The organism is Phaeobacter sp. JH204B, assembly GCF_048055755.1.
Classification (GTDB): Bacteria; Pseudomonadota; Alphaproteobacteria; order Rhodobacterales; family Rhodobacteraceae; genus Phaeobacter; species Phaeobacter bryozoorum.
This window is the reverse complement of the sequence record NZ_JAYMXF010000002.1, coordinates 59,141-72,065: the sequence shown is the minus strand read 5'-3', so window position 1 is coordinate 72,065 and position 12,925 is coordinate 59,141. Positions and strand designations below refer to the sequence as shown.

The 12,925-nt window shown below is 64.1% G+C and carries 12 protein-coding genes and 1 riboswitch; of the genes, 2 read left to right on the top strand and 10 right to left on the bottom strand.

Features of this window, described 5'->3' with window-relative positions:
• Positions 1-60: 60 nt before the first annotated feature.
• Both cobW and VXL81_RS00350 read right to left on the bottom strand, forming a co-directional pair.
• A complete protein-coding gene (cobW, locus tag VXL81_RS00355; protein ID WP_416534771.1) occupies positions 61-1,140 on the bottom strand; it encodes a cobalamin biosynthesis protein CobW in 1,080 nt (359 codons plus the stop codon).
• Between the two features lie 4 nt (positions 1,141-1,144).
• Positions 1,145-1,552 carry a DUF1636 domain-containing protein gene (locus tag VXL81_RS00350; RefSeq protein WP_340544892.1) on the bottom strand — a complete coding sequence of 136 codons (408 nt, stop codon included), beginning with the start codon at positions 1,550-1,552 and terminating at the stop codon, positions 1,145-1,147.
• A 97-nt stretch (positions 1,553-1,649) separates the two neighbouring features.
• A riboswitch (cobalamin riboswitch) is annotated at positions 1,650-1,870 on the bottom strand.
• A gap of 50 nt (positions 1,871-1,920) precedes the next feature.
• Here VXL81_RS00350 and cobO point away from each other — a divergent pair.
• Both cobO and VXL81_RS00340 read left to right on the top strand, forming a co-directional pair.
• Positions 1,921-2,556 carry a cob(I)yrinic acid a,c-diamide adenosyltransferase gene (gene cobO, locus VXL81_RS00345; RefSeq protein ID WP_340544893.1) on the top strand — a complete coding sequence of 212 codons (636 nt, stop codon included), beginning with the start codon at positions 1,921-1,923 and terminating at the stop codon, positions 2,554-2,556.
• Positions 2,557-2,803: 247 nt separating this feature from the next.
• Entirely contained in the window at positions 2,804-4,036 is a 1,233-nt protein-coding gene (locus tag VXL81_RS00340) for a PAS domain-containing protein (protein WP_340544895.1), read from the top strand.
• Between the two features lie 306 nt (positions 4,037-4,342).
• On the opposite strand, the gene glpD is transcribed toward VXL81_RS00340, so the two are convergent.
• From glpD to hemP, 8 genes are all read right to left on the bottom strand, one after another.
• On the bottom strand, positions 4,343-5,932 hold the full coding sequence (glpD, locus tag VXL81_RS00335) for a glycerol-3-phosphate dehydrogenase (RefSeq protein WP_416552431.1): 1,590 nt from the start codon (positions 5,930-5,932) through the stop codon (positions 4,343-4,345).
• Complete coding sequence (locus tag VXL81_RS00330; protein WP_416534773.1) at positions 5,925-6,710, bottom strand: DeoR/GlpR family DNA-binding transcription regulator; 786 nt, start codon at positions 6,708-6,710, stop codon at positions 5,925-5,927. The genes glpD and VXL81_RS00330 overlap by 8 nt, the downstream gene beginning before the upstream one ends.
• Positions 6,711-6,804: 94 nt before the next feature.
• Positions 6,805-7,899: a DUF1513 domain-containing protein gene (locus VXL81_RS00325; protein WP_416552429.1), complete on the bottom strand. Its 1,095-nt coding sequence runs from the start codon at positions 7,897-7,899 to the stop codon at positions 6,805-6,807.
• A gap of 3 nt (positions 7,900-7,902) precedes the next feature.
• Positions 7,903-9,033, bottom strand: a complete 1,131-nt coding sequence (locus VXL81_RS00320; protein WP_416552427.1) for an imelysin family protein — start codon at positions 9,031-9,033, stop codon at positions 7,903-7,905.
• Positions 9,033-10,667, bottom strand: coding sequence for a di-heme oxidoredictase family protein (locus VXL81_RS00315; protein WP_416552425.1), 1,635 nt, complete (start codon positions 10,665-10,667; stop codon positions 9,033-9,035). Before VXL81_RS00315 ends, VXL81_RS00320 begins: the two co-directional genes overlap by 1 nt.
• A gap of 216 nt (positions 10,668-10,883) precedes the next feature.
• The gene (locus tag VXL81_RS00310; RefSeq protein WP_416552423.1) at positions 10,884-12,152 is read right to left on the bottom strand and encodes an imelysin family protein; all 1,269 of its coding nucleotides are present in this window, start codon (positions 12,150-12,152) and stop codon (positions 10,884-10,886) included.
• Positions 12,153-12,230: 78 nt separating this feature from the next.
• Positions 12,231-12,737: a hypothetical protein gene (locus VXL81_RS00305; RefSeq protein ID WP_416552421.1), complete on the bottom strand. Its 507-nt coding sequence runs from the start codon at positions 12,735-12,737 to the stop codon at positions 12,231-12,233.
• Entirely contained in the window at positions 12,734-12,901 is a 168-nt protein-coding gene (gene hemP, locus VXL81_RS00300; protein WP_317961085.1) for a hemin uptake protein HemP, read from the bottom strand. The genes VXL81_RS00305 and hemP overlap by 4 nt, the downstream gene beginning before the upstream one ends.
• Between the last annotated feature and the right edge of the window lie 24 nt (positions 12,902-12,925).

The window sequence follows — 12,925 nt, the reverse complement described above, 5'->3', positions numbered from 1 at the left end:
GGCGCTCTGTGGGCTGCGTCCGAGCCTGGGAGGGTGCGAATGCGCCCGACCGGCATCGGCTCAGGCCCCCAGCTCGGCGCGGATGGCGGCGGCGTCGATGTTGTCATGCTCGGCAATCACCACCAGCTGGGTGCGCCGGGGCATGTCACCCCAGGGCTGGTCATATTGCGCGCGCAGGCGTTCGCCCACGGCCTGAACAAGCATCCGCATCGGTTTTCCTTCCACCGCCACATAACCTTTGACGCGCAGGATATTGCGCTCGCGGGCGAGTTTCACGATGGCATCTTGCAATGCCTGCGGATCGGAAACTTCGCCGAGGTCGACCACGATTGTATCAAAATCGTCATGGCTGTGATCATGGTGGTGATGATCGTGATCGTGGTCGTGATCATCGTCATGGTGGTGATGATGCTCATGGTGCGACGGGCGCGCATCCAGATCGTCTTCGGCCGCGGCCTCAAGTCCCAGAATGACGCGCGGGTCGATCACGCCTTCGGACATCGACAGGATCGGCAGTTTGCGCGGCGCTTCGGCCTCGATCATCGCGCGGGCCTTGTCCAGGCCCTCTTCACCGGCCAGATCGGCCTTCGACAACAGGATGATGTCCGCGCAGGAGATCTGATCCTTGAACAGCTCCGACAGCGGGGTTTCATGGTCGATGCCCTCATCGGCTTCCCGCTGGGCCTGCACCGCATCCAGATCGGTGGCGAACTGGCCCTTGGCGACCGCTTCGGCGTCGGCCAGCGCAACCACGCCATCCACGGTGATGCGCGACCGGATCGCGGGCCAGTCAAAGGCCTTCAGCAGCGGTTTCGGCAGCGCCAGACCGGAGGTTTCGATCACGATGTGATCGGGTTTTTCCGGCAGGTTCATCAGCTGTTCGATGGTGGGGATGAAATCATCGGCCACGGTGCAGCAGATACACCCGTTGGCGAGCTCCATGATGTTCTCCGCCGGGCAGTTCTCATCGGCGCAGGATTTCAGGATTTCACCGTCCACACCGGCGGTGCCAAATTCATTGACCACCACGGCCAGACGCTTGCCCTGCGGGTTCTGCATCAGATGGCGGATCAGGGTGGTTTTGCCCGCACCAAGGAAGCCGGTGATGACGGTGACGGGGATTTTGTTCAGATCGCTCATGGGGTCAGTCCTTGGATAAGGAGGGAGGAGTGGGAGAGGTCGCCGCAGGTGCCGGCGCAGGCGGGATACGGGCGATGGATTGCTTGCGGAACACCACGGGGCGTTCGCGCCAGGGCACCAGACCATCCGTGGTGGCGGCATAGGCGGCAGCGCCGCTCAGGATGTCGGGCACATGTTCGTCGGGATCAAGATCACCGTAGATGTAGCTCCAGCGGGCGTCGCCGCCGCTCAGCACCATGGAACAGCCACGGGTGCAGGCCGAGAGGCATTCGACACCGCGCACCGCAACGCCTTCGGGCAGATCGGCCTCTTGCAGGGCGGCCAGCATACGGGCACCGGGGCGGGGGGCCTCCGGGTCGGTCACCTCGCCGCGACGGCAGGTGGTGCAGATCGTCAATGTTACCTCGGCCATGAGCGCCCTTCACTTGGTTCAGCGAGGGGGCTGCGGGCCAGCGGGGGCGCAAGGGTCGCGCGCGGATCCCAGCCGGTCGCGGAACACCCCGTCCGCCCGTTGCATTTCGTGCGTTGGCAGGTCTCCCGGCTTGCGGATGCCAGGACCTTTTTCGGGTCCTGACGGTCATCCTGCCTTCCCGAGTGGTACTCAGTGGCGTCGGAGACCTCTCCGGTCACGGTCGCGGGGGCGGCTGTGCTTTGACGGACCCTGATGGCCCAACTGTCACATTCCCTCTTCGCCTGCCAAATGGCAGGAACCAACAAAACCCCCTTGCGCCATTGCCCCTGTCTTTGTCAAGAGATGGGCGAACCAGTAGGAGAGCCACAATGAGCGATACGCCCGAGACCGACATTTCCGAAGCAGAAGCGGCACGCCATGCGGCGAAAATGGCCAAGAAGAAGGCCGCCCGCGACCGCATGATGCAGAACAAGGATGGCGAAAAGGGGCTGATCATCGTCCACACCGGTCCGGGCAAGGGCAAGTCCAGCTCCGGATTTGGCATGATCATGCGCTGCATTGCCCATGGGATGCCCTCGGCAGTGGTGCAGTTCATCAAAGGCGCCTGGCAGACCGGTGAACGCACCCTGATCGAGGAGAACTTCAGCGAGCTGTGCCAGTTCTACGCGATGGGCGAAGGCTTTACCTGGGAGACCCAGGACAAGGCGCGCGATATTGCCGCCGCACAGAAGGGCTGGGAGAAGGCCAAGGAGATGATCCGCGACGAGCGCAACGCCATGGTGCTCCTCGATGAAATCAATATCGCGCTGCGCTATGACTACATCGACATTGCCGATGTGGTGGAATTCCTTGAGACCGAGAAACCGCCGATGACCCATGTCGTCCTGACCGGTCGCAACGCCAAGGAAGAGCTGATCGAGATCGCCGATCTGGTCACCGAAATGGGTCAGATCAAACATCCTTTCCGCGACGGCATCAAAGCCCAGAAGGGTGTGGAGTTCTGATCTTCTGACGTGATCGTGACATGAGGCGGAAAGCTCCTGCACTATTTTGCGGGGGCTTTTTTTGTTGGCGGTTGTTGTTCGGATGCGGGGTCAGTGGCAGGCGGTGAAAGCGGACCCGCAGGGCGGGCTCCGGGCCGGGAGAGTCCGAATTCTTGAAATTTATCTCGATTTTCCACGGTGAATTTACGGCTGTGTAACGCACAAGGTTTAGGCAGGTCACCTACACAAGTAGCGATGGGAAATCACTTTGACGTTCATGGACAGCCGGATCGAAGCGCGCCCGCTCAGGGGAGAGGCTCCCTTTGCGCTCAATGAAGTATTCTACTCCAGAACGGATGGCCGTGGGGTTATTCAAATCGGAAACGAGATTTTCCGGCGGGTGTCAGACTACCCGTGGGGCGATCTGATCGGAGCGCCACATAAGATCATCCGCCACGAGGATATGCCGCGCGGGGTGTTCCAGCTGTTCTGGGAGACCATCCAGGCCGGCGATTTCTTTGGCGGCTACATAAAGAACAAGTCCCGCGATGGGCTGCACTACTGGGTTTATGCAGTTGTTGTCCCCTGCGAAGAGGGGTTTCTTTCGGCGCGGATCAAACCGACCAGCAAACTGTTTGATAAGATTGCACAAGGCTATGCGGATCTGCTGAAAGCCGAGCAGGACGGCGGGCTCAGCCCTGAGGAAAGCCGTGACAGGCTGCTGGACTGGTGTCGTGAACTGGGTTTTGAGAACTACCAGCAGTTTGCCGCCAACGCGCTGGCAGATGAGCTGGCGGCCCGCGATCAGGGGATGGAAAATGCGCCTGATCTGGCGATTGAACGCCTGCGGACCATGCTCGCAAACTCGGATGTTCTTGCAGAAGAAACCCGTGGTCTGATCGACGATTTTGCGGCGATGCGCACCATTCCCCACAACCTGCGGGTCCTTGCGTCGCGGATTGAACCGTCGGGCGGCCCGGTGACCGTGCTGTCACAGAACTACGGGTCCATCTCGCAGGAGATGTCGAACTGGTTCGCCACCCATGTTATGGGCAAGGACAGCAATTTTTCAAAGATCAAGGGGCAGGTCAGCCAGAGCCTGTTCGTGGCAGGCGTCGTACGTATTTTCAGTGAATGCAGCAAGCAGCTTCAAAGCGAAAATCATGCAGTGCTGGGTGAGGAGGGCCGGGCGCATGAGCAATCGCTGCTGCGGGCGCTAGCCATGGTACAGGAAGAACATGCTCGCACACAGCTGTCGGATGTGAACCGCGAGGCGGAGCGGATCACCAAGATCTGCGAAAACATGCAGCGCCAGCTGCTGGGGCTGAGTTCGACGCGGGTGCTGTGCAAAATCGAAAGCGCGCGGCTTCCCGAGGATGGTCATTCCCTGTCTGACATCATCGACCAGCTGGGACGATTCCAGCAGCGTATCTCGCAGCGGCTTCAGCACATCAGCAAGCTGTGCTCCAACGATCCGTCGCCCGCAGATCAGACCGCATGAGGCGCGGGAGATCCTTGGGTCGTGCCGGGACATAGCACCGGCAGGCCGCGCCGGACGAAGGCCGCTGCGGATTGTTGACCGAAGGAATATGGCAACGCTTGCTCACCCCGGGCATTGCCGCTCTTGCTGCCAACAATGTCAGCCCCTCTGACCAAATGTTTCGCGTGCGAAACAATCGGACAGGGGGGCTGATACTTTTTGTAGGCGTTGCGCAGGCTGCGGGCGCATAGGGCTGGGAGGTGTTGCCGCAGGGTTAAGCCGCGCAGGCTGAAACGAGCTGAGGCGCGCCTGCTCTGCAACTGGCCCTCAGGCGGTCAGATCGGCGGCCCTTGCACGGATATAGCCGTCAACCGCGGCGCGCTCCTCCTCGGTCAGGCGCAGGGCGAGTTTGGTGCGGCGCAGGAGGTAATCCTCGCCGGTGCGGACCCATTCGCGGGCAATGGTCCAGTCGAGTTCACGCGCGGTGATGGTGGCGCCAAAAGCCTGGCCAAGATCCTCGGCTGAGGTTGCCTCGCCCAATACGTCCCAGGCCTCGGTGCCATAGGCGCGGATCAGGCGGCGGGTCGCGTAGGGGCTGAGGAAGGGATAGTCCTGCGCCAGTTTCGCGGTGAGTTTCGCCACATCGCCGACCGGGAAATCGCCGCCGGGCAGGGCGACACCTGCGGTCCAGTCGCGGGGGAGGTCGGGAAACTGGGTGCCGATTTTCTCCAGCGCGGCCTCGGCCAGTTTGCGGTACGTGGTGATCTTGCCGCCAAAGACATTCAGCAGCGGCGCGGCAGTGTTGTCCAGCGTCAGCACGTATTCGCGCGTGGCAGCGGTGGCCGAGCTGGCACCATCGTCATAAAGCGGACGCACGCCGGAATAGGTCCAGACGATATCGTCACGGCTGAGCGGATTGGCGAAATACTGCGAGGCGAAATTGATCAGGTAATCCTGCTCCTCGGGCGTGCAGGTCGGGGCGGTTTCGGGATCCGGGTGGTCGGCATCGGTGGTGCCGATCAGCGTGTAGTCCTCTTCGTAGGGAATCGCGAAGATGATGCGGCCATCGGTGCCCTGAAAGAAATAGCAGCGCCCGTGATCGTAGAGCTTCGGGACCACGATATGGCTGCCGCGCACCAGCCGTACGCTTTCGCGGCTGTTCTGGCCCAGTTTCTGGCGCAGCACATCGGCAACCCATGGGCCGCCGGCATTGACCAGCATCTTTGCGCGCCGTTCGAAGGTCTCGCCGGTGGCGATATCCTGAAGCTGGATCACCCAGTGGTCATCGCCACGCCGGGCGCCGGTGACCTTAGTGCGGGTCATGATCTCGGCGCCGCGGGCCTCGGCGTCGCGGGCATTCAGCACCACAAGACGGGCGTCTTCAATCCAGCAGTCGGAATATTCAAAGGCGGTCTTGAACTTCGGGTCCAGCGGGCGGCCTGCGGGGTCGCTGGCGAGATCCAGTTTGGAGGTGCCGGGCAGGATGCCGCGTTTGCCGAGGCTGTCGTACATGAAAAGGCCAAGGCGGATCAGCCAGGCGGGGCGGCGGCCCTTCATCCACGGCAGAAAGGTGGTCAGCAGTTTCGACGTCGGCGTGGTGTTGTCAAAGCGCATGTCCTTGTGGAAGGGCAGGACAAAGCGCATCGGCCAGGAGATATGCGGCATCGCCTTCAGCAGCACCTCGCGTTCGATCAGCGCCTCGCGGACCAGACGGAATTCGAAGTATTCAAGGTAGCGCAGGCCGCCGTGGAACAGTTTGGTGGAGGCCGAGGAGGTGGCGGAGGCGAGGTCGTTCATTTCGGCCAGCGCCACCGACAGGCCGCGCCCTGCGGCGTCGCGGGCGATGCCGCAGCCGTTGATGCCGCCGCCGATGATGAAAAGATCGGTGATCTGGTCTTGCGCGTGAGTATCAGGCATTTTCGCTACTTTCGTTTTCGCCAACCCAGAGGATTTGCGTGTCCGCAGCCTCGGCTGCGCGGGAAAATTCAGGGGGGACGGGGCGGTCGGTGATCACCACGTCAAGATCGGCAACATCGCAGATGCGGACCGGGGCGGTGCGCTCGAACTTGCTGCCGTCGCAGACCAACACCCGTTTGCGGGCGTTCTTCAGGATGGCGCGGGCAACCGAGACTTCGCGTGCATCATGGTCGAGAATGGCACCGTCGGCGTCCATGGCCGAAGCGCCGATAACGGCGATATCGACCTTGTAGCGGGCGATAAATTCCAGCGCGTCCTCGCCCACGATGGCGCCATCGCTTTGCCGGATGGCACCGCCGACAAGTATCAATTCCTTACTCTCATCCTCCATCATCATATTGATAATGTTGATATTATTGGAGAGGACCGTGAGGCCGCGATGGCCGGAGAGCGCGCGCGCGACCTGTTCGGTGGAGGTGCCGATATTGAGGGTGATGGCGCAATTGTCAGGGATCAGATCAGCGGCAAGGGCCGCCATGGCGCGTTTGCCGCGGGCGTTCAGCTTGCGCCGTTCGGCGTAGTCGCGGCTGGCGCCACTGCTGCTGCGCACCGCGCCGCCGTGTACGCGGGAGAGTGCGCCACGGGCGGCCAGATCGCGCAGGTCGGTGCGGATGGTTTGTAATGAGACGCCAAAGCGCTGGGCGAGGTCCTCGACCTCGACCCGGTCCTGCCGGGTCAGCAGGTCCAGAATTGCCGTTTGTCTTTCGGTTGCGTCCATAGCCAGTCCTCTCGCAGGCTTATCTAGGCCTTCGATTGCGAAAAGTCACGAGTTATTTTCGTTTTGCTTTCGTTTTGCTTTCTGCTGGGGCGCGTCAGGGGATTGGAACCAGATGATTGTCCCAGGCGAGATCGGCCCGGCCCAGATGGGTCAGCGTGCCGTCGCGGATCGTGCTGACCTCACCGGCGCCGGTGGTCACGATAAAGCCCGCGCCCGCGCCAGTGAGTCCGCAGACGTCGGCCAGCCGGACCTCATGCAGCAGCGCGCCGCTGGCGCAGTCGGCGATCTGCACCACGCCGCCGCGTGGCGAGGTGACGGCGATCTGTGTTCCATCACGGGAAAAGGCGAGGGAGCCGCCATAGCCATCAAGATTGCGCAGGCGGGGGTCATCCTCGGCCATCAGGCGGGGGGCGGAGCCGGGATTGTGCAGGCCGATGATTGGCAGATCGGCGCCGGCATCGCCCTGCCACTGCATCGCAAAGCCGACGGTGCCGGAGGCGCTGATGGCAAGGTGGCGGATCGAGTTCAGGCGCATGTCGGCGTTCAGGATCAGCTGATCGTCCAGGGTGCCATCAAGGCTGAGGTAGCTGAGGTTGGGCTGCATTGTTGCGAGGTTCAGCTTTGCGCGGCCGCTGTCGGGGTGGGTCTGGATGCCGCCGTTGGCCACCACCAGACTGTGCTGGCCGTCAGGGCTGGTGCGCAGGCGGATATCATGCGGTCCGATCCCGCCGGAGGCATGATCGCCAATGCGGCGGTAGCCCGCGCTGGCGTCCCAGATCCCGATGCGACCATCGCCACTTTCATAGGCGTTTTCGGTGGTGAACAGATAGGCGCCGTCCGGTGAGAAGACGCCGTGGCCGTAGAAATGATGCCCGGTCGGTGGCGTCAGCCGCGCCAGTGCCGCGCCGTTGCGGCAGTCGATCACATCCGCGAACTGACCGGGGCGGCGGGCAAAGGCGACGGCTTCGGGGCGGCTCGGGTGTGCGGCTGCGGCATGGCCACGGGCGGGCAGGGCGTGGCGGAACAGGATGGCGCCGCTGCGGTCCAGACCGGCGAGGAGGAAGCTGCCATCGGGGGGTTTACCGGCGGCGAGATAGGCCGGGTGGCCAAGGTCGGCCCAGCTGGCATGCGGGGCCATGCCTGCGGCGAGTAGACCGGCGAGAAAGCCGCGACGGGAGGGGCCTGCCATGGATCAGTCCCCGTCGAGCGAGTTGAACCCGGCAGTGACGCCAAGGGCCGCGCCCAGCCGGGTGGAGATCAGGTCGCGCAGGTCGTTGATATCCTGCTGTAGGGCTTCGATGCGAAAGCGGCGGGCGGGATCGGCAACCCCGGCCAGGGACGGATCGTCCAGCGCGGAGGCGCGTTTCAGCGCCTTGGCAAAGCCTGCGTCGATATCCTGCATCAGCGCGGGGTCGCCCGCCGCAAGGGCAAGGGCAAGCGGTTCCATCGCGGCGAGGTTCAGCGCGATATGGCGCTGGCTGCGGGCTGAGCGGCGGGCCTCGGCGCGGTTGGGGCGGGGGGCGTCGAACTGGCCCAGCGGACGGCCCAGCCGCATGTCGGAGAGCACCTGAAACCCGGTGGTGAGGGTTTTGAACAGCTCCTGCCGGATTTCCGCCTGGGACCGGTAGCGATAGCCCGGCCCGGCGGTCACCAGCGTTGCGGCATAGCTGTTGTGCCAGTCGTTGCGGATCGCGGCACTGGTGCGGGCGATATCGCTGGTGATGGCGGCCACCAACGCGCAGCGTTGTGCGGCGCTGCCTTCGGTCTGCATGTCCGCATCGAACAGCAGATATTCCAGCGCATAGAACCCGCGCAGGGCCACCGATTGGCTGGCAAAGATCTCGGGGGTGGTCAGCTCTTCGCGCGGGGTTTCGGTGACGGCGCGGCGCAGGGTGCCGGGGATCTTGTTGCGGCTGTCGGGCCAGAAGGCGAGGGCAAAGGCACGATTGTCGGTTTCGGTGGGACCAAAGCGCAGATGGCTGACTTTGATCCAGGCATCAAAGGCACGGCCAAAGGCATCGCGCAGGGCCGGATCATCCGGGGTGCAGTGGCGGGCGCTGACCTCGGCCAGGGTGGCGCTGCGGGCGGCCAGCTCGTCAAAGCCGGGGAGGATGTGGTGGGTCAGGATCCAGTCCACCTGAAGCGCGCGGCTGAGCGACGCGGGCGGCAGCTCCGGCGCGGTGATCTGAAGCGGCGGCGCGGTCTGGGCCAGCAGCGGCGGCGCGGGGAGGGTTGCGCCAAGGGTTGCGGCCAGAGCGAGACCGGTGAGGAGCGCGCGGTAGCGGCGCGATGGCGCGGGGGTGGCGTTGGGGGATGCGGGCATCAGAGCGACTCCAGAAAGCGGATCAGATCGGCGCGGTCTTCGGGCGCAAGGCCCACCACGGTGTCTCGGGCGGATTGGGCTTCGCCGCCATGCCAGAGGATTGCCTCCAGCAGGGTGCGGGCGCGACCATCATGCAGGAAACCTGCGCGGGGATTGACCTGCTGCACCAGCCCCAGCCCCCAGAGCGGCGCGGTGCGCCATTCGCGCCCGGTGGCGCGGGCTTCGGGGCGGTTGTCGGCAAGGCCGTCGCCCATGTCATGCAGCAAGAGGTCGCTATAGGGCCAGATCAGCTGGAAGCTCTGCGCGGGTTGCGCCTCCAGCCGGTTGGTGACGAATTTCGGTGTATGACAGCTGGTGCAGCCTGCGCCGTAGAACTGCGCCTTGCCGCGCAGCACGGCGGGGTCTTCCGGGGTGCGGCGCGCTGGCACGCCGAGGTTGCGGTTGTAGAAGGTGACCAGATCCATATTGGGCTGGTCGATCTCGGTCTCGCGGATGTCCGCGCCGCCATGGGGCGCGCTGCGGCAGCTGGTCTGCGCGGTGGTGCAATCGCCTGCATGGGCCGGAAACAGCGGCGTGGAGATGCCGATATCGCCGGAGAAGGCGGCGGCGGATTGTTCATGCACCGTGGGCTGCCCGGCCTTGTAGCCAAAGCGGCCGAGCATGATCTGGTTGTGTTCCACCGACCAGACCAGATTGGCGCGCCCGGAAATGCCGTCGCCGTTGCTGTCATCCTCGTCGGCGCCCGCCAGAATGTCGGCGGCCGGGATCGCCTCCAGCAGGCCGAGGCCGATCATGCTGGGGGCGACGCGGGGGGAGAGCATGGCATCGGGGTGCAGCGGGCCATAGCCGAGGGTATTGGCGCTGTACTCGGGGCGTTGCAGGGTGGCGGTCTCGCCGCCTGCAAGTGCGATGGTGTCTTCGGTGTAGGTGACGCCGAGGCGGTATTCCGGGGCGATGCCGGGGGCGGAGAAATCCTGCATCTGGCCGCCATAGGTCGGCTCTGGCGCGGTGCCGATATAGTCGGCGATGGTTTGCATCTGCTCTGGCACCGGGCCGGGAACAGAGACGCGCAGGAACATCGTGGTCGAGGCATAGTCCGGCCTATCCGGCACATGGCCGCGCCCGTCCTTCAGGTGGCAGCGCTGGCAGGCGCGGGAATTGTAGAGCGGGCCCAGCCCGTCGGAGGCGAGGGTGGAGGCGGGGGAGAAGACCCAGATTTTCTTGAACAGCCCGTTGCCGAGCTTGAATTCCAGCTCTTCCTCAAAGCTGAGATTGGCGCTGTGCTGCGAAAACGCCTCGTCATCGGTGCGGGCGCGGACGGTGGCGGCCCCTGCGGGCAGGGCCTCATAGGGTTCGGTCTGGTCGAACTGATCTGCCGGGCGGGTGACGGCGCGGATGCGGGTCTGTTCCTGGGCGGTGCGGGGAAGGGGGGCGAGATGCGCGTCAGTCAGAATGTCAAAGGGGGAGGATTGGCGCGCCGTGGTATTGGCAACATCCCCGGTGAGGGTCTTTGACAGCGGGGTGGCCTGCGGATTTGCCGAGGCGGGCGCAAGCGGCGCGGCCAGTGCGATCAGGCTGAGCCCCACCACGAGGGAGGGCAGGTGCGGACGGCAGGGCGGCGGGACAACTCGCATACGGGCAGGACAACTTTTCTTGGGCGGGCGCTGTGCCTCCTTTCCATGGATAGGGGGAACCGCAGCTGGCATCAACTCTTGCCGGGGCACTAAAGTGCCCCGGTGGGCCGGGGCGGGTCCGGGGGGCAGCGGACTGGCGGGCCGACCCCCGGATAGAGGGGCCACGCGATGCGCGGCCCCTGCCTGATCAGTGCTGCTGGCGCAGTGTTTGCGGGGTTACTGGAAAACCGCCGATGGGTTGTCGAGCGAGTCGGAGCCTTCGATGGCGACGCCGTCGAGGTCCAGCGCGGTGACCACCCGTTCGATGGAGCGGGTCTGATCGACCAGACCGTTGACGCCGCCCATGATCAGCGCCTCGCCGGCCTCATTGCCCTGTTCCAGCATCTGGTCGTAGGAGAAACCAGCCTCGGCTGCGGTTTTGATCTGACCCAGCGCACGCATGGTGGTCGCAAGCTTGCTGCGCATTTCAGCGTCCAGCGCCGGGTCGATATCCTGCACCAGATCGGAGAGCGAGGCGCCGGAGACCAGGCTGCCATCGGCGCGGATATATTCGCCGAGATAGACATTCTGCACGCCCAGACCGTCGTAGTAGTGGCTGTTGTGGGTATTGTCGGAGAAGCAGTCATGCTCTTCCTCGGGGTCGTTCAGCATCAGGCCAAGGCGCATACGTTCGCCTGCGGTCTCGCCGTAGGAGAGCGAGCCCATGCCGGTCAGCATGGCGGTGATGCCTGCGTTTTCGTCCGACAGAAGCGTGGTTCTGGCCTCGCCTTCGCTGTCCCATTGCGCGGCCATCCATTGCAGATCGGAGATCAGCAGATCGGTCGCCGCCTTCAGGTAGTCGCCCCGGCGGTCGCAGTTGCCGTTGGTGCAGTCCTCGCCTGCGGCGAAATCGGTCCAGGCGCGGGTGCCTGCGCCATGGTCGGTGCCGTTCAGGTCCTGCCCCCAGAGCAGGAATTCGATCGCGTGATAGCCGGTGGCGACATTGGCCTCGACGCCGTCGGCCTCATGCAGGGTGGTTTCCAGCAGGTCGGGGGTGATGGTGCTGGCGTCGATGCTGGTGCCGGACAGCTCAAAGCTGGGATTGGCGATGATGTTCAGCGCGGCGAGGGTGTTTTCATCGGTCGGACCGCCATAGCTGGCATCGACATAATCAATCAGGCCTTCATCCAGCGGCCAGGCGTTCACCTTGCCCTCCCAGTCGTCAACGATGGCATTGCCAAAGCGGAATACCTCGGACTGCTGATACGGCACGCGGGCGGCGAGCCAGGCTTTGCGGGCGGCTTCCAGCGCCTCGGCGGAGGGTTCAGCGATCAGGCTGTCCACGGCTGTTTGCAGGGTTTTGGCGGTTTCAAGGCTGTCCTGGTATTTGGCCTGGGCAATATTTGCGTAGGTGGTCAGCACCTCAGCCTTGTCGGCCGCAAAAGCGGGAGCCGCAACTGTGGCGAGCGCTGCAACAGCGGTGCCTGCGAGGAAATGCGATGTCATCTGGTTGGTCCTTAGGTGATCGTCGAAACGGGTAAAGTGGAACGGGTTAAGCGACGGGTGCCGGTCGGCGCCGGACCGTCAGTGAAGAGTTGCCGACAGCGGGGTGAGCGGTGCCGGATGCGCGGAGGGGCGGGCCTGCCGATCCGCGAGCTGGTCGAGTACCAGGCCGATCTTGGCGGCGAGAACGGTGGCGCGCTGCGCCTGTCGGGGCTGCACGATCAGCGCGGCAAAGAGATTGGCATCCTCATATTCGCCACGCGCGGCAGCGGCGACCAGATTGGCAAAGCAGTTTTCGTCAGCGCCAAGGCAGGTGCAGGTCATCCCGTGGCGCACCAGCGGGCGGCGGCCTTCGGTCACGCAGAAGTTGCAGAGGCGGCCAAAATTCTCATAGGTCTGACGGCCAAGAACCGGGCCAAGCAGGTCTTGCAGCTGGTGGCGCAGGGCGATGCGGGTTTCGGCCCCGCTGAACCAGTGGCGCAGTTGGCGAACGACCATGGCTTCCAGGGCGGGCAAGTCGGTCAGCAGACCAACAGTGGCCCCGCCCCGTGAGACCGCAGATGCGGCTGTTGCAGTATTGGAAATCATTTTGTCAGGATCAGCTTTCCGGCGCGGGTGATCCGCAGGCTGTAGATCTGGCCGTTGAGCAGAATGCGGGCCTGGTTCCCGCCACGGGCCAGTTCCTCGGCGTGGTAGGTTGGGAAGACTTCGGTGGCCGCAGTTGTCGTGGTGGTGGCGTGGTCAAAATTCATCTGGTTCATCAGGGTCACCCGTTT

Coding starts and splice junctions, on each gene's coding strand:
- cobW (WP_416534771.1), bottom strand. CDS start 1,140: ATGAGCGATCTGAACAAAATCCCCGTCACCGTCATCACCGGCTTCCTT.
- VXL81_RS00310 (WP_416552423.1), bottom strand. CDS start 12,152: ATGACATCGCATTTCCTCGCAGGCACCGCTGTTGCAGCGCTCGCCACA.
- glpD (WP_416552431.1), bottom strand. CDS start 5,932: ATGCCTGATACTCACGCGCAAGACCAGATCACCGATCTTTTCATCATC.
- VXL81_RS00330 (WP_416534773.1), bottom strand. CDS start 6,710: ATGGACGCAACCGAAAGACAAACGGCAATTCTGGACCTGCTGACCCGG.
- VXL81_RS00325 (WP_416552429.1), bottom strand. CDS start 7,899: ATGGCAGGCCCCTCCCGTCGCGGCTTTCTCGCCGGTCTACTCGCCGCA.
- VXL81_RS00315 (WP_416552425.1), bottom strand. CDS start 10,667: ATGCGAGTTGTCCCGCCGCCCTGCCGTCCGCACCTGCCCTCCCTCGTG.
- VXL81_RS00305 (WP_416552421.1), bottom strand. CDS start 12,737: ATGATTTCCAATACTGCAACAGCCGCATCTGCGGTCTCACGGGGCGGG.
- VXL81_RS00350 (WP_340544892.1), bottom strand. CDS start 1,552: ATGGCCGAGGTAACATTGACGATCTGCACCACCTGCCGTCGCGGCGAG.
- VXL81_RS00320 (WP_416552427.1), bottom strand. CDS start 9,033: ATGCCCGCATCCCCCAACGCCACCCCCGCGCCATCGCGCCGCTACCGC.
- hemP (WP_317961085.1), bottom strand. CDS start 12,901: ATGAATTTTGACCACGCCACCACCACGACAACTGCGGCCACCGAAGTC.
- cobO (WP_340544893.1), top strand. CDS start 1,921: ATGAGCGATACGCCCGAGACCGACATTTCCGAAGCAGAAGCGGCACGC.